Raw genomic sequence first — 19492 nt, 5'->3', positions numbered from 1 at the left:
CGATTCGCGCGGCGGGGAAACCGCCATTGTCTCACCCCGAGGCGCCTCGCCGGCAACCTGAATGACGCGTCATGACCGTGACGATCCCATCACGCGCCGGAAATAATTTCGTGGTATGCGCATCACATTAATTCCGTGTTAATGTCGGGTCGCACGGACGCTATTGCGCGGCTGGGGCCGATGGGAACGGTCCTATTGAAAGCCGCTTACACGTACGGATTTCTAGGGGATTCACCGACATGAACTACGGAAACGCGAAAGCGCTCCGGCGCAATCCGCTTGGTGCGGCTCTTGTCGCCGCGTTGCTGATCCCGGGCGCGGCACTGGCCCAGGACGCTACCACCAGCGGCTCGACTGCAGAAGCCGAAACGACCAACCTCGGGAAGGTGCAGGTCGTCGGCTCGCGCATCAAGCGCGCAGAGATCGAGGGACCGTCACCGGTCACCGTCATCACGGCCGAGCAGATCAAGCAGGAAGGCTTCAATACGGTTGCCGAAGCGATCGATACGCTGAGCCAGAACACCGGCAGCGTCCAGAACGACTTCAACGCTGCCGGCGGTTTCACGCCCAACGCCAGCCCGGTTAACCTCCGCGGCCTGGGTCCGGGACGCACGCTGCTGCTGATCAACGGTCGCCGGGCGAATGACTATCCGTTCCCCTACAACGGCCGCAGCAACTTCCAGAACCTCAACAACGTCCCCGCGGCGGCCGTCGAACGCATCGAGATCCTCTCGGGCGGCGCATCGGCCGTGTACGGTTCCGACGCCGTTGCCGGCGTCGTCAACATCGTGTTGAAGACGAACTACGAAGGCAACATCCTCAAGGTCAAGGGCCAGACCTCGACCGACGGTGGCCGTGACATCGCCGACATCCAGTGGGTGGGCGGCAAGACCGGCGACAACTGGAGCGTCACGTACGCGTTCGAGTCCTACAACGCCGAAGCCCTGTGGGGTTACCAGCGCGACTTCATGGATTCGGCCGCCGACAACCCGGCGCCCCCGGGCACCTACCCGCTCGCCGCAGGCAACGGGCGCGGCGGTTACCAGCCGCCCATCGGCATCCAGATCCGTCGCCTGAGCAGCACCGGTGCCACGCAGGGCTACGTACTGCCGGCCGGTCGTGACTGCTCCGGCAGCGAGCTCTACCGTTACCACTTCTATACGAGCTCCGCGACCGGTGCGAACCTGGGCCCGGGCTGCGGCTACGACCGCTTCCCGGCGGAACAGACGGTCTCGAACGGCAGCAATGACCTGTCGGGCTACGTCTATGGCACCTTCAACTTCACCGACAACCTGGAAGGCTGGGCGAGCGCCATGGCGTTCCACTCCCGCAGCCGACTGGGCGGCGGTGTCGAGCAGTGGCAGGGTGGCCCGCAGCCGAGCGCCAACTTCTATGACCCGAACCTGGGCATGCGCATCTTCCCGATCCGCGCGATCACGCCCGAAAGCTACGGCGGTTCCGAAGGCACGTACCAGAAGTTCGAGGAAGACTCCCTCGACCTGGCCTTCGGTCTGCGCGGCACCTTCGCCGATCGCTACGACTGGGAGTTCACGCTGGGCGGCGCCCAGTATGAAATCGTCCGCGATCGTCCGCGCCTGACCGTGGCGGGCGCGACCAACTACTTCATGGGTTCGCGTCTGGGCACAACCGGCCAGGGCGCCTACACGGGTCTGGCGGGTGTTCCGAACGGCTTGCCGGTCTATCGCCTGAACCTTGATCGCTTCTATGGCCCGATCTCGCCGGCCGACTATGCGGCCATGTCGACGATGGTGCATTACGAAGCGGTGTCCCGGAATGCGTCCGCGAACTTCGTGCTGTCCGGCGACCTGTTCGAACTGCCCGCCGGCCCGCTGTCGTTCGCCAGCGTGCTCGAGGCCTCGCGCCAGAGCTACGACCTGGAAAGCGACCGCCGCATCCTGCCGAGCGTCCGTGAGATCTACAACCTGACTGGCACGGGCGGCAGCGGTGAACGCAACCGCTATGCCGCGGGCGTGGAGTTCAAGATCCCGATCTTCAGCATGCTGACGGGCAGCCTGGCAGGCCGCTACGACAAGTACGACGACATCACCGACGTGGATGACGCGCGTACCTGGGGCGCGGGCCTCGAGTTCCGTCCCTTCGACAGTCTGCTGGTCCGCGCCAACTACGCCACCAGCTTCAAGGCGCCGGACATGCACTACGTGTTCTCGGAACCGAGCGGCTCCTTCGGCGCCATCACCGACTACTACCGCTGCTCGCTCAACGGTATCGGTACGAGTGCGGCGGTGTGCGGCGCGGCGGGCGCGAACTACAACTACTCGGCGTTCACCACGTCCCAGGGCCAGCCCACGCTGGAAGAGGAGACCGGCAAATCGTGGACCGCGGGCTTCGTCTGGGACGTGACCGACCAGCTGTCGCTGGCCGCCGACTACTATGTCGTCGAGCTGGAAAACGTCGTCAACGTTCAGAGCGGTGCGACGATCCTGGAAGCGGAACTGGGCTGCAACACCGGTCGCTACCCGAACGGTTCGAACTTCCCGTACCCGCTCAGCAGCGCCTATTGCCAGGCGACCCTGGGGCGCATCACGCGTAATCCGGAAACCAACCAGATCACCGAGATCCGCAGCGGCCCGATCAACCAGTCGTTCCTCGGGACGAAGGGTGTCGACGCCACCGTGCGCTACCGCCTGGATACGGATCGCTTCGGCGACTTCAGTGCCACGCTGCAGTGGACCCATGTGCTGGAACAGACCCAGAAGCTCTCGGCCGACCAGGCCCTCCTGAGCTACCGCGATCTGAACAGCAACCTGGACAACCGCAGCCGCGTGCGCCTGACGGTCAACTGGTCGAACGACGACTGGATGGCAACGGTGTTCATGAACCGCCTCGGCAGCACTCCCATCTGGGACCCCAACGTGCCGGTGGCGTATCCGGAGTTCGATACCCGCATCGCGCCGTTCATCACCTGGAACGCCAGCGTGGCCAAGGACATCACCGAGAAGCTCAACCTGCGCCTGTCGGTGGTCAACATGTTCGACAACCACCATCCGGTCGACAAGACCAACTACACCTATCCGTACTACTGGCGCGGTTTCGATGCCATCGGTCGTCAGGTGGGTCTGGAAGCGACCTACAAGTTCAACTGATGGTTTGAGCGGTGCAGCAACACCTGGACCCGGCGGCGACGCCGGGTCTTTTTCTTCCTACGCCGCACACAAGGAGATCATGATGAAGCGTCAAGGAATTCTGCTTTTCCTCGCCGGATGGCTGATCGCGGCCGAGGCACTGGGCGCGCCGGCGCCGATCCGCGATTTCGTCGGCCACGCCGCCTTCAGCACCGCGAAGATATCGCCCACCGGTGAGTACCTGGCCATCACGGTGGACCGGGGCGACCAGGACGTGCTCACCACGATGCGCACCAGTGACCTGAAGATCCTCAACGTCAGCCAACTGCCCGACAAGAAGAGCGTGGGCTCGTTCGAATGGGTCAGCCCCAACCGCCTGATGTTCAATGCCATCCGCAAGATGGGCGGATACGCGCAACCGTTCAGCACGGGCGAGTGGTTCGCCGTCAATGCCGATGGCTCACAACCGCGGCCGCTGGTCTTCTACGGCACCCAGGACGTCACCCAGCGCGCGAAGACCGTCACGTCCGAGCGTTTCAGCCTCATCGACACCCTGCAGGACGACGACCAGTTCGTCATCATGGACGTCCGCTCGCCCCGCTCCAGCGAAGGCGCCGGCACAGAGCTGGTCAAGCTGGACGTGTTCAACGGGCGGCGCACATCGCTCGGCCGTGCACCCAAGGAGAATTGCAACATCACGCTGGACGAGAACAAGCAGGCGCGTTTCACCGTGTGCTCGTCAAGCCGCAACGAAGATGGCGAGTTCGACGAACGTACGGAACTCTACCGTCGCGATGGCCGCGACTGGACGCTGGTGAACGCTTCCAAGTCCGGCGGCAAGCACCTCGGCGTGATCCACACCACGCGCAACGGAACCGTCTACGTCACCCAGGACGACGGTGTGGCGCCGGCGGCGCTCGGAACACTGGACACCACCACGGGGGCGTTCAAGCCCTTGTTCCATGACCCCGTGGCGCAGATCAGCAACCGTATCTGGTCCACCGACGACACGACACTGATCGCGGTAGTGACGGAAGCGGGGGCACCGTCCGTCAAACTGATCGACGAAGCGCATCCGGATGCCGAACTCTACGCCTCGCTCGCGTCCGCGTTCGAGGGGCAGATGGTGGATTTTTCCAGCCATACCACCGACGGCAAGAAAATCATCGTCAGCGTCTACAGCGACCGCAATCCGGGCGAGCTCTACCTTTACGATCGCGAGTCCGGCAAGGCCCGCTTCCTGATGAAGCGCCTGCCGCAGCTGGACCCCGGCAAGATGGCGTCGGTGGTGCCGTTCAACTTCGTGGCGCGCGACGGCAAGCGCATCCATGGCTACCTGACCATTCCGAACGGCTCGAACGGAAAGAACCTGCCGCTCATCGTCAATCCGCATGGCGGCCCCATCGGTCCCCGCGACGACTGGGCCTTCAGCGGCGAGACGCAGCTGTTCGCGAGCCGGGGTTACGCCGTGCTCCAGGTGAATTACCGCGGCTCCGGTGGTTACGGCCGTGGCTTCCAGAATGCCGGGCACCAGCAATGGGGCCAGGGCATCCAGAACGACATCATCGACGCCACGCAGTGGGCGATCCAGAAGGGCCATGCCGACAAGGACCGCATCTGCATCTACGGCGGCAGCTTCGGCGGTTACTCATCGCTGATGGCGCCGATCCGGGCGCCCGGCCTGTTCAAGTGCACATTCGGCTACGTTGGTGTCTACGACGTGGAGATGATGTTCGAGAAGGGCGACATACCGAGCACGGAGTCCGGCCAGCGCTACCTGCGCCGCACGCATGGAACCGACAAGAAAGCGTGGGCGGAGAATTCGCCCGCACGCCGCGCCGCGGAAGTGAAGATCCCGGTCTACCTTGCCGCAGGGGCGCGCGACGTACGCACGCCGCCCGAGCAGACCGAACTGATGAACAAGGCGCTGATCGCAGCGGGCAATCCGCCGGAAGGCATGATCATCCAGTCCGGCGAGATGCATGGCTTCTACGACGTGGACAACCGGGTGAAGCTGTATACCGAGATGCTTGCCTTCTTCGACCGGCATATCGGGAAAACGGATTCTGGCGCATCGAAGTAAGGCCATCCCGCGCGGATGCGGTGGAGAGCGCCAGGCTCCGCACCACGGCCATGACTTCCGAGACGTGACCGGCGACAACGTCGCCGGTCACAATCGAAGCCTACTTCCCATCACCGGTGTCGGAGTACACATGGGCAACCTCAGGACGACCACCTTGTGCCTGCTGCTGGCTGGCACTGCGGCCGCATTTTCCGCGGCACATGCCGCCAAACCTCCGCCGGACCCGACACGCGACGCGATGATGCTCAGCGCCGGCTTCCTGAGCGGACATCCCGACCTGCGCTACCGCCTGCTGGGCCTGAAGCGGTTCAAGGCCGGCGAGTTCGACGAGGCGTTCCGTTTCTACCAGCGCGCCGCCTACTACGGCGACAAGCCTTCGCAAGGCATGGTGGGGGAGATGCTGTGGAACGGCCAGGGTACGGCGAAGGATCGCGCCCTCGCGTATGCGTGGATGGACCTGGCGTCCGAGCGCGGGTACACCGGGTTCCTCGGACTGCGGGAGCGCTACTGGGAGCAACTGACGGAGGCGGAACGCGCCCGGGCTGTCGACGAAGGCCAGGCCATCTATGCCCGGTTCGGCGACCAGGCCGCGCAGCCGCGCCTGGCCACCGTGCTCCGCCGCGAGAAACGTCGGTCCACGGGAAGCCGTACCGGTTTCACCGGGAACCTGCAGATCCACATCCCCGGCCCGGGGGGATTCATTCCGATCGATGGCAGCAAGTTCTACGACGACCGCTACTGGGACCCGAAGCAGTACCAGGCGTGGCACGACGAAATCTGGATGAAGCCGCGTATCGGGCGTGTGTCGGTGGGCAGCGTCGAGCAAGTGCCGGGATCAACCCCGCCGGCTTCGCGCATTCCCGCCACGGCGCCGCGGCAGGATGCGCAGGAGCCGGAGACGCCCGAGGCGGACGACGCCGACCTCGGCACCCGCAAAGACGGCTGAACAGCTGGCACGCCGCGCTTCCATACGCCGGCGGATGCGGTATAACAGCGGCATCCCGCCGGTCGTTGCCGGCGGGCCTGACCTACATCCCTGGGAGGGGAACATGCGCAAGACCCTGATGGCCGTGATGCTGGCCGCTCCGCTGATGGCCCTGTCGCTGGTGGCCTCGGCCGCCGACCCGGTGGTCGGCCGCTGGAAGACCATCGACGGCGAAACCGGCAAGCCGAAATCCTTCGTCGAGATCACCCAGGCCGCGAACGGCACGATCACCGGCCGGATCGTCGAGTTGATCAACCCGAGCAAGCCCAATCCGACCTGCGACAAGTGCAAAGGCGACCGCAAGAACAAGCCGATTACGGGGATGGAGATCATCCGCGGCATGAAGGCGGAAGGCGGTGGCGATTACGCGGGCGGCACCATCCTGAAGCCGGATGAAGGCAAGGAATACAAGTCGAAGATGGAGTTGATCGAAGGTGGCAAGAAGCTGGAGGTCTCCGGCTGCATCGCCTTCATCTGCAAGTCGCAGACCTGGATCCGCCAGTAAGTCTCGACGCATCCTGTTGCAAGACGGGCCCGGCATTGCCGGGCCCGTTGCGTTCTGGCCAGGAGGAAGGGGCATCCGGCCGTCCATGCGATAATCGCGCGCCCCCGCAACGAAGTCCGACATGAGCCGCACCGCCCTCGTCACCAATGCCCTGCCCTACGCCAATGGCCCGCTGCACCTGGGTCATCTGGTCGGCTACATCCAGGGCGACATCTGGGTGCGGGCCCGGCGCATGCGCGGGGACACGGTGTATTTCGTCTGCGCCGACGATACCCACGGCACGCCGATCATGCTGGCGGCGGAGAAGGCGGGCGTCACCCCGGAGGCCTTCATCGCGGGCATCCAGGCAAGCCACGAGCGCGACTTCGCCGCCTTCGGCGTGGCCTTCGACCATTACGACTCGACCAACTCGTCCGGCAACCGGGCGTTGACGGAAAAGTTCTACCAGCGCCTCGATGCCGGCGGGCACATCAGCCGCCGCACGGTGGCGCAGTTCTACGATCCGGCCAAAGGCATGTTCCTGCCGGACCGCTACATCAAGGGCATCTGCCCGAACTGTGGATCCGCCGACCAGTACGGCGACAACTGCGAGGTCTGCGGCGCGACCTACGCACCGACCGATCTGAAGGAACCGACGTCCATCCTGTCCGGCAGCACGCCGGAGATCCGCGACTCGGAACATTACTTCTTCGACGTCGGCCGCTTCGATGCGTTCCTGCGCGAATGGCTGGCGGGCGACGTCGCCCTGCCGGGCGTGAAGGCGAAGCTGCGCGAGTGGCTGGATGCCGACGGTGGCCTGCGCGCGTGGGACATCTCGCGCGATGCGCCCTACTTCGGCTTCGAGATTCCCGGCGCACCCGGCAAGTACTTCTATGTCTGGCTGGATGCGCCGATTGGCTACCTGAGCAGCTTCCACGCCCTGTGTACGCAGCGTGGCCTCGACTTCGCATCGCATCTCGACGCCGGTACCGAGGTCGAACTGCACCATTTCATCGGCAAGGACATCGTCAACTTCCACGGCCTGTTCTGGCCGGCGGTGCTGCACGGCACGGGGCACCGCGCACCGACCCGCCTGCACGTCAACGGTTACCTGACGGTGGATGGCGCGAAGATGTCGAAGTCGCGCGGCACGTTCATCATGGCGCGCACCTACCTGGATGTAGGCCTGGAGCCTGAGGCACTGCGCTATTACTACGCGGCCAAGTCGTCCGGCGGCGTGGACGATCTCGACCTGAACCTCGGTGATTTCATCGCGCGCGTCAATGCGGACCTGGTCGGCAAGTTCGTCAATCTGGCCAGCCGCTGTGCCGGCTTCATCGACAAGCGCTTCGGCGGTGCGCTGGCCGAAGCGCTGCCGGACCCGGGGATGTACCAGCGTTTCGTCGATGCGCTCGCCCCGATCGCCGATGCCTACGAACGCAACGAACCCGCCACGGCGCTGCGCCTGACGATGGCGCTGGCCGATGAAGCGAACAAGTACATCGATGAAACCAAGCCGTGGGTGATCGCCAAGCAGGAGGGCGCGGACGCCGACCTGCAGTCGGTCTGCACACAGGGGCTGAACCTGTTCCGCATTCTCGCAGCGGCACTGAAGCCGGTGCTGCCGCGCACGGCGGCCGAAGCGGAAGCGTTCCTCAGCGCACCGGTGGAGACGTGGGCCGATGTGGCCAACCCGCTGCTCGCCCACACCATCCAGACCTACTCTCCGCTTTTCACCCGTATCGACCCGAAACTGATCGACGCCATGACCGACGCCTCCAAGGACACACTCGCGCCCGCGCCCGCACCCGCCGTTACCGAGAAGAAGGCACAGGCGACAGCTGCCGTGCCGACCGAGGCGAAGGATGCGACCGGCCTTATCGGCATCGAGGATTTCGCCAGGCTAGACCTGCGCATCGGCAAGGTGCTGGAGTGCGGCTTCGTGGACGGTTCCGACAAGCTGCTGCGATTCCTGCTGGATGCCGGCGACCTGGGCCAGCGCCAGATCTTTTCCGGCATCCGCGCCAGCTACGGCGAGCCGGACACGCTGGTCGGCCGCAACGTGGTGTTCATCGCCAACCTGGCACCGCGCAAGATGCGCTTCGGCCTGAGCGAGGGCATGATCCTGTCGGCCGGGTTCGACGGTGGCGCACTGGCATTGCTGGACGCCGATGCCGGTGCCCTGCCCGGCATGCCGGTGCGGTGAGGCAAGAGCAGAGCGAAGAAACGTGAGGAACGAGCAGAAGCCGGTTCCATCCCACTCCTCGCTGATCCCCGTGGCAACCGCGGACCTGACCGAGCGCCTCGATCGCCTGCTGCCGCAGACCCAGTGCGGACAGTGCGGCTTCGATGGCTGCCTGCCCTACGCGCAGGCGATGGCATGCGGCGAAGCGGGCGTGGACCACTGTCCCCCCGGCGGCGATGACGGCGCGCGTGCGCTCGCACGGGTGCTGGGCGTACCGCCGCTGCCGTACGACCGCGCCCGCGGCACGCACAAGCCCGCAATGGTCGCGGTGGTGGTGGAGGCCGACTGCATCGGTTGCACGAAATGCATCCAGGCCTGCCCCGTGGATGCCATCATCGGCGGCGCCAAGCAGATGCATGTAGTGATCGATCCGCTGTGCACGGGCTGCGAACTCTGCGTGCCTGCCTGCCCGGTGGACTGCATCGTGATGGAACCCGGCTGAAGCCCTCGCACGCGATGTTTCCGACCGGTCGACCCACGTCGGATCAGCGGCTGCCCGCCGTGCATGCCGAGCACACACGCTCCACCTTGTAGCCTCGCGCACGCAGCTTTTCCACGACGCCGTCCTCGCCCAGCAGATGCAGGGCGCCGACCACGACCAGCGCGTCATCGTCGCCAGGCTGGTCGAGGATCTGCCGGATCTTCGGTATCCACGCGTCATTGCGGTCCACGTTGATGCGCCGGTAAAGACGCGGATACTCCGTCCGCATGTCCGCCGCCATGCCGGTCCAGAGCATCTCCGCGTCACCGCGTCGCCATGCGTCATGCAGGCGCGCGGTCTCCTCGGAACCTTTCTCGGCCTGTTCCAGTGCCTCGGCGACGAACTGCCGCTGCTCGGTCGCGTCCATGCCATCAAGCACGGCGATCTGTTCCTGTGCGCGCTCGAGGCCGGCCGTCGGCTTGCCGGAGGCCTTGGCCTGCTCCATGAAGTGATTGTCCAAGCCCAGCTTCGGATCCAGGCCCTGCTTGGTCATCTCGACGATGCTGATGGTCAGGCCGACGAACCACGGCTCGAAACGGCCGAAGGGCGCGAGCAGCACGCCGTTCTTGCCCGACCATGCCTCCAGCCGTTTCCAGGTGTCGGCATCGAGATCCTGCTGCAGCGTCTTGCCATCGGCACGCGTCGCCGCCTGCATCATCAGCTGAGCCACTGCGGGGGACTGCATCTCTTCGGGCGACAACTCGAACATCACGCGCTCGGCATCGGCGAACGCGGCATCGACATCGCCGGACAACGGGTAGTCGCTGGGGCGCAACAGGTGGAACGAGCCGAGCAGGTAGACGGCGTTGTCCTTGTCGGACACCTTCCACATCAGCGGCACCGGTGCCGTCGAAGCCGTGGGCGCGTCACTGGCGGATGCCGTCGCTCCGCCCAGCAAGGCCATCATGATCAGGGCTTTCAACGCGTGGCGCAGCTGCATGTCATCCTTCCCGGGTCGTCATAGCACTTTGATGGGTTTCGCGTAGGCCTTCTCTCCCGCTTCCACCAGCAGGTCGAGGCGGTTCTCCGCGGGCGGCAACGGACACGTCGCGTACGGCGTGAAGGCGCACGGCGGGTTGTACGCGCGATTGAAATCCAGCACCACCTTGCCGGCCTGCGGCGCGTCGGCATCCAGGAAGCGGCCGGCAGGATAGCTGCCGTGGCCGCTGGTGCGGTCGGACAGCACGAAGAACAGCGGACCACCTGCCTGCCCCAGCGCTTCCAGCCGGTACGTCGTGCCATCGCGCTCGAACTCGACCACGCCTAGATTCGGAGACTCGTTGGCCACGCCGATGACGTCGACGATGGTCAGCGTCTTGCCTGGCGGATGCGGGATGAAACGCCCTTCGATGCGCCAGTCCTCCTGCGCAGGCCAGTAGTCCAGCCCGATGAACTGCGTGCGCGATTCGGCATCGGCGTGCTTTACGCGCAGCGCGTGGCGCCCGCCGCGCTCGATCACCGTCAGCACGCCCTTTCCTTCGTCGAAGCCGATCGTCGATGGCTGCGCATCGCGATCGCTCTGCAGTTCCACGCGACCCTTCAACGGTTCGCCATCGAACGTCAGCGCCGCACCACCTTCGGGGGTGAGGAACACGCGTCCATCCTGCTGCGTCACCATGCCCAGCTTCGCCGGGCCGACCGCCAGCTTGATGCCGCTGCCCGGGCCGCTGCCGATGAAGTGGGACTTCAGTTCGATCCAATGCAGCCCGACCAGACTGGTCCAGCCATCGGGCGCGGTCAGCTCGTTCTTGCGCTGTTCGCGCCACGCGGCGTTGTCGGCCAGAAAGTTGACGTCCGCCACCTTGCCCGTGGAGGCCGCCTTCTCATCGCCGCCGCACCCGGCCAGCACTCCCAGCAGCATGGCCACCCCAAGCCATCCCGTGTTCTTCCCCATGTCAGCGTCCTCGCAGGAACCAGCGGTCGATCTCGTTCAAGGAAAAGCGCGCCCATGTCGGGCGGCCGTGATTGCACTGCCCCGATCGCTCGGTGGCCTCCATCTCGCGCAACAGGGCGTTCATTTCGGGCACGGTGAGGCGCCTGTTCGCACGGACCGCGCCGTGGCACGCCATGGTAGACAGCAGTTCGTCGCGCGCAGCCGCCACGCGGCGGCTTTCGCCGTGTTCTCGCAGGTCCGCCAGCACGTCGCGCAGCAGTGCTTCGGGTTCGGCGTTCGACAACAAGGCGGGAATGCTGCGCACGCTCAACGACTGCGGACCGCTGCGGGTGACGTCGAAGCCCAGCGCCGCCAGCGTCGCCGCTTCTCGCTCGGCCACGTCGGCCTCGCGCTCCGCCACGGCGAGCGCCAGGGGGACCAGCAGCGGCTGCGCACGCAGGCCGATGCCATCGTGCGCATCCTTCAACTTCTCGTAGCCGATGCGCTCGTGCGCGGCGTGCATGTCGACCACGATCAGGCCATCCGCGTTTTCCGCCAGGATGTAGATGCCGTGCAGCTGTGCGATGGCGAAGCCCAGCGGCGGAATGCCGTCGGCATCGGCAGCCGGCATCGTCTGCGGCAGGGAGGTCGCCGGTGTCGCGGTTCCTGCCGGCGCAGCGTACAGCGCGGCATACGCCGCGGGCGCCTCGGCCACGTTCAGGCCCAGCGGCGACTGCTGCGTGGGCATCCAGGCGGACGGCACCGACGGGTAGGTTCTGCTGGCGAACGACGGCACCGCGGCGTCGTTCGGCAATGCACCGGCACGCGTTTCGGCCAGGGCGTCGTGCAGCGTGCGGTATACGAAATCGTGGATCAACCGCGTGTCGCGGAAGCGCACTTCGTGCTTGGCGGGGTGCACGTTGACGTCGACGCGGGTGGGATCCAGTTCCAGGAACAGCACGTACGCCGGCTGGCGGCCATGGAACAGCACGTCCTGGTACGCCATCTTCACCGCATGCGCGATGTTGCGATCGCGCACGGAACGGCCGTTGACATAGACGTACTGCTGGTCCGCACTGGCGCGCGAGTAGCTGGGCTGTGCGATCCAGCCCTGCAGGCGCAGGCCGGCGGCGGCGTGGTCCACGCGCAGCGCATTGCGTGCGAATTCGTCGCCCAGCGTTTCGCTCAGGCGTGACAAGGATTCCAGCTCATCGGCCTTGTAGCGCCGCGAGGGACGGCCGTTGTGGGAGACCCGCAGCTCGATGTCGGGACGCGCCAGCGCCAGCGAACGCAGCCACTCTTCGATATGGCCCATCTCGGTGCGCTCGGCGCGCAGGAACTTGCGCCGCGCCGGCACGTTGTAGAACAGCTCTCGCACTTCCACTGTGGTGCCGACGGCATGCGGCTTGGGCGCCACCTCGCCGACCTTGCCGCCCTCCACCTGCAGCGATGCGCCGTGCGCATCCTGCGCGCGCCGCGAGGTCAGCGCAAACCGGCTGACCGAAGCGATCGAAGGCAAGGCTTCGCCGCGGAAGCCGAGCGTGGCGACGGCTTCCAGATCATCGAGCGAGGCGATCTTGCTGGTGGCGTGGCGCGATACCGCCAGCGGCAGCTCCTCGGGTGCGATGCCGCCGCCGTCGTCGCGGATGCGGATCAGCCGCACGCCGCCCTCTTCAAGGTCTATGTCGACGCGGCGCGCGCCGGCATCCAGTGCGTTCTCGACGAGTTCCTTGACGACGGACGCCGGGCGCTCGACGACTTCGCCTGCAGCGATCTGGTTGATGAGGGTGTCGGGAAGCTGGCGGATCGGCACGTGCTGGCGGCGCAGGCGCGCCGTCTCGGGGGATCAGCCGTGATGATAGCCGAGCGGGTGCGCGATCAGGGCGCGCCGGCGGCACCGCCCGCCGCGACAGCACGTGCGTCGGCCTCGGCCTGCGCGCGTGCGGCGAACAGCGTGCCCGGCGGCGGCTGGCGGGTGAAGTACGACTGGATGCCTTCCAGCACCGCGCCTGCAACCTTGCGCTGGTGCGCCGGGTCGAACAGCCGCTTCTCTTCGTCGGCGTTGGAGATGAAGCCCGTTTCCACCAGCATCGCCGGCATGTCGGAGTTGCGGAGGACTTCGAAGTTGGCGAACTCGATCTGCGGCTTGTGGGTCTTGCCGAGGCCCTTCAGCGAGGTCAGCACGTGGCCCGCGGCGTCCTGCGAGGCCTTCATGTGGCCGCTCTGGGCCAGGTCCAGCAGCACGTTGGACAAGGTGTCCTTGGTCAGACGCACGCCGCCGACCAGATCGGAGGCATTTTCCTTGTCCGCCAGCCAGCGCGCGTGCTGCGACGAAGCACCCCGCAACGACAGCACGTACACCGACGAACCCCAGGCGCTGCGGTTCTCCGCCGCGTCGGCGTGGATCGACACGAACATGTCGGCCTTCGCCGCCCGCGCCTTGCGCGCGCGCTGGGGACGCTCGACATAGACATCGGTGTCGCGGACCAGATAGGCCTTCATGCCCGGCGTGGCGTTGATCTGGCGCGCCAGTTCCCTGGAGATCGCCAGCACCGCGTGTTTTTCGTAGCGACCGCTGGGACCGATGGCGCCCGGGTCCTGGCCGCCGTGGCCCGGATCGATGGCGATGACCAGCGGGCGCGTTCCGGAGGGCACGATGGTCGGCACCTTCGGCGCTTCTGCCGGAGGCGTCGTCGCGCCCGGCATCGGAGTGGGCTGACCCGTGGCGATGGTATAGGTGGGTCGTTCGCCGGCGGGGGTCGGCGCCGGCATCGTGGCGGCGGTGGACTGGCCGTTGAGGATGGCCTGCGGCGAGGGCGAGGGCGGACTGACGGGCGTCGGCCCTGTCGTTGCCGGCACCGACCCCGCCTGCACCACCTTGGCGGTCAGCAGCGCGGTCGCCCGGGCCGCATCGGCCTGCGGCGAGGGCGCAGGAACCGGGGTCGCTGGCGACGGTGTCGCGTTTGCGGTTGTCGCAGCAGCGCTGGCTGTCGCCGGCACCGCGACGCCGTCACCGGGCCATTCGATGACCAGGCGGGAATTGGCGCCTGCCTGTTCCATGCGCGGCGCGAGCGCGGTGACGGGCGATGCAAGGTCGAAGACGACACGCAGGGTATTCGCGTCCGGCTGTCCTGTGCGCACGGCGCGCACGATGCCCGCCGGTACCGGCAGCCGCAGGCCAGCCTTCGCTTTCGATGCCGGGAGATCCACGACCAGGCGGTCGGGACCCTTGAGCGTGAGGGTCTTGTACTGTCCGGCGCCCACCAGTTCGATCTCTGCGCGGGTGCCGGTGCTGCCCTGGGCCAGGGTGACGCCGGTGACCTCTCCTGCGAGGAGCACGCACGGCGCGGCGGCCAGCAGGGCCGCAAGGGCAAGGCGCAGCAAGGTGGTGGGCATCCCCGGGCTCATGCCGCGGATTCAAGCACCATCGACTCACGAATGCAAGGCGTTTTCCCTTAATAATCCGCAACCTGGCGGATGTTCCTAACCGGACTGGAGAGATGCCGCCTGCAACTGGGCCTCTGCCGTCATTCGCGCGATCCAGTGTTCGCCCACCGCGGATGCCCCGGTAAGCCGGGCCGAGCGACCCGCACCGGCGACCTCCAGTGCCACGTGCAGGTCGGCGGGCGGCAAAGCCGCAGCGCCGCGCTCGGGCCATTCGACCAGCCAAAGCACCGCAGCCCCTTCATCCAGCCCCAGGAATTCGAGTTCGCCCGCATTGCCGATGCGGTAGAGGTCCAGATGCCAGGCCTCTCCCCCCTCGACGGGGTAACGCTCCACCAGCGTGTAGGTCGGGCTGCGGATTGCGCCCACCACACCCAGCGTACGCAGCAGCGCGCGTGCCAGCGTGGACTTGCCGGCGCCCAGGTCACCCTGCAGGTGGACGACAGCGGCCGCAGGACGCGTGCGGGCGAGTGATCGGCCCAGGGCTTCGGTGGCCTCGTTGTCGGGAAGGAACACGTGCATGCCGGGATTCTAAGCGCTGGCGCGACGGGTGCCACGCGTGTACGGCACTCAGGGATTGGCCAATCGCCGCAGGTGTGCGAACAGGTCCGACGGCAGCAACCCCCGCTGGCCATCCCACGCCGCGGCGTCCCCGGCCAGCGCATGCAGCAGCGCGCCGGCGCTGGCGGCGTCGAACGCCGCGAGACCCTGCGCCCGCAGTGCGGCGATGACACCCGTCAGGACATCGCCCATGCCGCCCACGGCCATGCCGGGATTGCCGGCAGCGACCACGCGCAACACCCCGTCCGGTGACGCGACGATGGTGCCGGCTCCCTTCAGGACGACCACACTCGCATGACGCTGGGCGATCGCCCGCGCGGTGGCGAAGCGGTCGCGCTGCACGTCGGCCGTGGTGCACGCGAGCAAACGTGCCGCCTCGCCGGGATGCGGCGTCAGCACGGCGTCCTGCAGCCTGTGCGGCGATGTCGCCAGCAGGTTCAGCGCATCGGCATCGATCACACAGGGGATGTCGTCGCGCATCGCGTGCTGGAACAAGGCGCGCGCCCATTCGCCCTGCCCCAGGCCGGGGCCAATGGCGATCACGCGCGCCCGTTCAATCAGGGGTACCAGCGCGTCCGTCGATTCGACCGCACGCACCATCGCCTCGGGCCTGCGCGCCAGCAGCGCCGCGACATGCGCCGGCCGCGTCGCCACGCTGACCAGGCCGGCACCCGCGCGCAATGCGGCTTCGGCACACAGCGCAATCGCGCCCCCGCTGCCTTCGTCGCCGCCGATGCAGAGCACGTGGCCGGACTCGCCCTTGTGCGTGTTGCGTCGGCGCGGAAGCAGCCAGCGTGCGAGCGCGTCCTGCTCCAGCAACGATGCCTCCGCGGGAACGCCATCGAATGTCGCGACGGGAATCTCGAGGTCGTCGAACGCGAGTGCGCCCGTGTATTCGAGCGCATCGCCGGTGTACAGGCCTGCATGCCGCACGATGAACTGCAGCGTGCGCGTCGCCAGCACCGCCACGCCGGGCGTACTGCCGCGATCGGCATCCACCCCGCTCGGCACGTCGAGCGCGAACACGGGGACGGACTGCGCGTTGATCGCGTCGATCAGCGCCTTCGCTTCGTGCTCCGGCGCGCGCGACAGGCCGATACCGAACAGGGCATCCACGATGACATCGGCCTTCGGCAGCGCATCGTCGAAGAGCGTGACCTGCCCACCCGCGGCCACGTAATCGGTGCAGGCGCGCTGTGCGACAGGATTGCCCGGCACGTGCGAATGCAGGTGCACGACCTCGACCGCCCGTCCCGCGCGGCGCGCATGCCGCGCCAGGACATACCCGTCGCCTCCATTGCTGCCGGGTCCGCACACCACGACAATGCGCTGCGCCTCGGGCCAGTGCATCAACAGGTGCTGCCAGGCCGCCAGGCCGGCGCGCTGCATCAGCACGTAGGCATCGCCGCCGAGTGCCTGCGTGGCGCGCGCATCCAGTGCCCGTGCGGCGTGCGCGGAGTACAGGGGCCAGGTGCCGGACATGCGCGGATTCTAGGTCCGGTCCCGGTTGCGGGGAAGTGAACCTGCGGCCCCCTCCTATAATCCCCCCATGCCCGTTTCCGACCCCATGACACCCGCGCCCGATCCTGACGCGATTGCCCGGCGCGTACGGGAGCTGGCCCGCGAGTTCGGCTTCCAGCGCTGCGGCATCGCCGGGATTGATCTGGGTGACGACGAACGGCACCTGCGCGACTGGCTGGCGCAGGGACTGTACGGGTCGATGGCATGGATGGCGCAGCATGGCGACAAGCGCTCGCGCCCGCAGGAACTTATCCCCGGCACGCTGCGGGTGATCTCCGTCGGGCTGGACTACGGCCGCAACGACAGCGACGACGCATGGGACACGCTGCAGGATGGCCAGCGCGCGTACGTGGCGCGCTACGCGCTGGGGCGCGACTACCACAAGCTGATGCGCAACCGCCTGCAGAAGCTCGCCGAACGGCTCCAGCAGGAAGTCGGCGCATTCGGCCATCGCGTGTTCGTCGATTCCGCACCGGTGCTCGAACGCGCCCTCGCGCGCAACGCGGGCCTGGGCTGGATCGGCAAGCACACCTGCCTGATCGACAGGGACGGTGGTTCGTGGTTCTTCCTGGGGGAAATCTATGTCGACCTGCCGTTGCCGATCGATGCGCCGGCGAGTGCGCATTGCGGCACCTGCACCCGCTGCATCGACATCTGCCCGACGCAGGCAATCACCGCGCCCTACCGGCTCGATGCGCGACGCTGCATTTCCTACCTGACCATCGAGCACGAGGGTGCGATTCCGGAAGACCTCAGGCCCGCGATTGGTAACCGGATCTTCGGGTGCGACGATTGCCAACTGGTGTGCCCCTGGAACAAGTTCGCCAAGCGCACGGACGAACCGGACTTCCGCGCGCGCAACGACCTGGACGTGGCGACGTTGCCGCAGCTGTTCGCGTGGGACGAGGAAGAATTCCTGCGCCGTACGGAAGGCTCGGCGATCCGTCGCAGCGGGCATGAACGCTGGCTGCGCAACATCGCGGTGGCGCTGGGCAATGCGCCCACTACGCCCGACGTGCTGACCGCGCTCGAAAGCCGTAGGGAAGACCTGTCCCCGTTGGTACGCGAGCATGTCGCATGGGGATTGGCGCAGCACCGCCTGCCTGTGGGAGCGACGTAAGTCGCGAAGGGCGACAAGCCAAAGCTCGCGACTTACACCGCTCCCACCAACGATGGGCGAAGGCGGTATTGCAGGCAGCTCACCCGCGTGCAGCGATCTCCGCCAGCAGTGCCTGGGTCACCGGATCCTTCGCCTCGGTTTCGCCCTTGAGCGCCGGCAGCAGCCCGTTGGCCAGCTGCTTGCCCAGTTCCACGCCGAACTGGTCGAAGGCGTTGATGCCCCAGAGCACGGACTGGGCATAGACGCTGTGCTCGTACATCGCGATCAGGCCACCGAGCGACTGCGGGGTCAGCGCGTCCAGCAGGATCATCGTGCCGGGACGACCGCCGGCATAGCTGCGATGCGGATCGTCGCTGGCTTGGCCATTGGCGAGCGCTTCGCTCTGCGCGAGCAGGTTGGACATCAGCGCGAGGTGATTCTCCGCGTAGGGGTCGTCGTTGCGTACGGTGCCCACGAAGTCGAGCGGCACGATCTGCGTGCCCTGGTGCAGCGCCTGGAAGAAGCTGTGCTGCACGTCGGTACCCGCTCCGCCCCACCACACAGGCACGGACTCGACGCCGACCGGGCTGCCATCCAGCTTCACCGACTTGCCCAGGCTCTCCATCACCAGCTGCTGCAGGTACGCCGGCAGCAGCGCCAGACGCTGGTCGTACGTCATCACGCCCTGGGCCGCATGGCCCAGCACATTGCGGTTCCACACGGCCGTCAGCGCATGGCGGACGGCGATGTTCTCGGCCAACGGCGCTCCGATGACATGCGCGTCGAAAGCCGATGCGCCCGCCAGCAGTTGCTCGAAACGGTCGAAACCGATCGCCAGCGCGATCGGCAGCCCCACCGCCGACCACAGCGAGTAACGGCCGCCCACCCAATCCCACATGGGCAGCACCCGCTCGGACGCGATGTCGAACGCCGCGGCGGCGCGGTCCGGGTTGGCGCTGACGGCGTACAGCCGATCGCTGCCGCCGAGCCAGTCGCGCAGGATGCCGCCGTTGAGCAGCGTCTCCTGCGTGCCGAACGTCTTCGAGATCAGGACTGCCGCGGTACGTGCCGGATCCAGCGGTGCCAGCGTGCGCTGCGCCGCGGCGCCATCGACGTTGGACAGGAAGTGCACGCGGAACCGACCCGGCAACGGATCGCGCAACGCGTCGGCGACCAGCCTCGGCCCGAGGTCGGACCCGCCGATGCCGACGCTGACGATGTCCGTGACGCCGCTGTCTTCCAGACCCGAGATCAGGGCCGCCATGCGTTGGCGGACATCGAGCGCCGTCGCGTAGGCCTCGCGTGCGACGACCGCGTCCGAGTGGCGTCCGCGCAATGCGGTATGCAGGGCCGCGCGGTCTTCGGTGACGTTGACCTTCTCTCCGTCGAACAAGCGACGGAACGCACCCGCCAGGTCGGCGGAGTTGCCCTGCGCCAGCAGGGCCTGCCAGGCAGCCGCGTCGTACGACTGGCGCGCGAAGTTGAAATACAGGGGACCGGTGCGCAGCGTGTGGGCGGCGATGCGGTCGGGTTCGCGCGCCAGCAGTGCACTCAAGGGCTCCGCACGCAGGCGCGCGGCATGGGACTGCAAAGCGTCGAAACCCTGGCTCAT

14 protein-coding genes are annotated in these 19492 nt (G+C 67.0%); 7 read left to right on the top strand and 7 right to left on the bottom strand.

Annotated elements, in window-relative coordinates; translation table 11 throughout:
• The first annotated feature begins 239 nt into the window (after positions 1–239).
• The 6 genes from Q0907_RS07610 (at position 240) to rnfB (ending at position 9343) form a co-directional block, all read left to right on the top strand.
• On the top strand, positions 240–3125 hold the full coding sequence (locus tag Q0907_RS07610; protein ID WP_299343004.1) for a TonB-dependent receptor: 2886 nt from the start codon (positions 240–242) through the stop codon (positions 3123–3125).
• A gap of 82 nt (positions 3126–3207) precedes the next feature.
• The gene (locus Q0907_RS07605; protein WP_299343002.1) at positions 3208–5187 is read left to right on the top strand and encodes a prolyl oligopeptidase family serine peptidase; all 1980 of its coding nucleotides are present in this window, start codon (positions 3208–3210) and stop codon (positions 5185–5187) included.
• 130 nt (positions 5188–5317) lie between these two features.
• A complete protein-coding gene (locus tag Q0907_RS07600; RefSeq protein ID WP_299343000.1) occupies positions 5318–6133 on the top strand; it encodes a sel1 repeat family protein in 816 nt (271 codons plus the stop codon).
• A gap of 103 nt (positions 6134–6236) precedes the next feature.
• A complete protein-coding gene (locus Q0907_RS07595) occupies positions 6237–6677 on the top strand; it encodes a DUF2147 domain-containing protein (protein WP_299342998.1) in 441 nt (146 codons plus the stop codon).
• A gap of 121 nt (positions 6678–6798) precedes the next feature.
• The gene (metG, locus tag Q0907_RS07590) at positions 6799–8862 is read left to right on the top strand and encodes a methionine--tRNA ligase (RefSeq protein ID WP_299342997.1); all 2064 of its coding nucleotides are present in this window, start codon (positions 6799–6801) and stop codon (positions 8860–8862) included.
• Positions 8863–8926: 64 nt separating this feature from the next.
• Entirely contained in the window at positions 8927–9343 is a 417-nt protein-coding gene (rnfB, locus tag Q0907_RS07585; RefSeq protein ID WP_296282743.1) for an Rnf electron transport complex subunit RnfB, read from the top strand.
• 43 nt (positions 9344–9386) lie between these two features.
• Here the strand turns inward: rnfB and Q0907_RS07580 are convergent, their stop codons facing one another.
• From Q0907_RS07580 to Q0907_RS07555, 6 genes are all read right to left on the bottom strand, one after another.
• Positions 9387–10286, bottom strand: a complete 900-nt coding sequence (locus Q0907_RS07580) for a TraB/GumN family protein (protein WP_299343853.1) — start codon at positions 10284–10286, stop codon at positions 9387–9389.
• A gap of 54 nt (positions 10287–10340) precedes the next feature.
• Positions 10341–11276 carry a DUF1684 domain-containing protein gene (locus Q0907_RS07575; RefSeq protein ID WP_299342995.1) on the bottom strand — a complete coding sequence of 312 codons (936 nt, stop codon included), beginning with the start codon at positions 11274–11276 and terminating at the stop codon, positions 10341–10343.
• Position 11277: 1 nt separating this feature from the next.
• Positions 11278–13068, bottom strand: coding sequence for a DNA mismatch repair endonuclease MutL (mutL, locus tag Q0907_RS07570; protein ID WP_299342994.1), 1791 nt, complete (start codon positions 13066–13068; stop codon positions 11278–11280).
• A gap of 65 nt (positions 13069–13133) precedes the next feature.
• Positions 13134–14663, bottom strand: a complete 1530-nt coding sequence (locus tag Q0907_RS07565) for an N-acetylmuramoyl-L-alanine amidase (protein ID WP_299342992.1) — start codon at positions 14661–14663, stop codon at positions 13134–13136.
• Between the two features lie 75 nt (positions 14664–14738).
• Positions 14739–15221: a tRNA (adenosine(37)-N6)-threonylcarbamoyltransferase complex ATPase subunit type 1 TsaE gene (gene tsaE / locus Q0907_RS07560; protein WP_299342990.1), complete on the bottom strand. Its 483-nt coding sequence runs from the start codon at positions 15219–15221 to the stop codon at positions 14739–14741.
• Between the two features lie 48 nt (positions 15222–15269).
• Positions 15270–16742 carry an NAD(P)H-hydrate dehydratase gene (locus tag Q0907_RS07555; RefSeq protein ID WP_299342988.1) on the bottom strand — a complete coding sequence of 491 codons (1473 nt, stop codon included), beginning with the start codon at positions 16740–16742 and terminating at the stop codon, positions 15270–15272.
• 85 nt (positions 16743–16827) lie between these two features.
• Between Q0907_RS07555 and queG the strand changes: the two genes are divergently transcribed.
• Positions 16828–17901: a tRNA epoxyqueuosine(34) reductase QueG gene (gene queG, locus Q0907_RS07550; protein WP_299343851.1), complete on the top strand. Its 1074-nt coding sequence runs from the start codon at positions 16828–16830 to the stop codon at positions 17899–17901.
• 79 nt (positions 17902–17980) lie between these two features.
• On the opposite strand, the gene pgi is transcribed toward queG, so the two are convergent.
• The gene (gene pgi / locus Q0907_RS07545; protein WP_296282618.1) at positions 17981–19492 is read right to left on the bottom strand and encodes a glucose-6-phosphate isomerase; all 1512 of its coding nucleotides are present in this window, start codon (positions 19490–19492) and stop codon (positions 17981–17983) included.

This window comes from uncultured Pseudoxanthomonas sp. (assembly GCF_947498795.1).
Classification (GTDB): domain Bacteria; phylum Pseudomonadota; class Gammaproteobacteria; order Xanthomonadales; family Xanthomonadaceae; genus Pseudoxanthomonas_A.
Note: the sequence above shows the minus strand (reverse complement) of the source record. Positions and strands in the feature narration are given on the sequence as shown.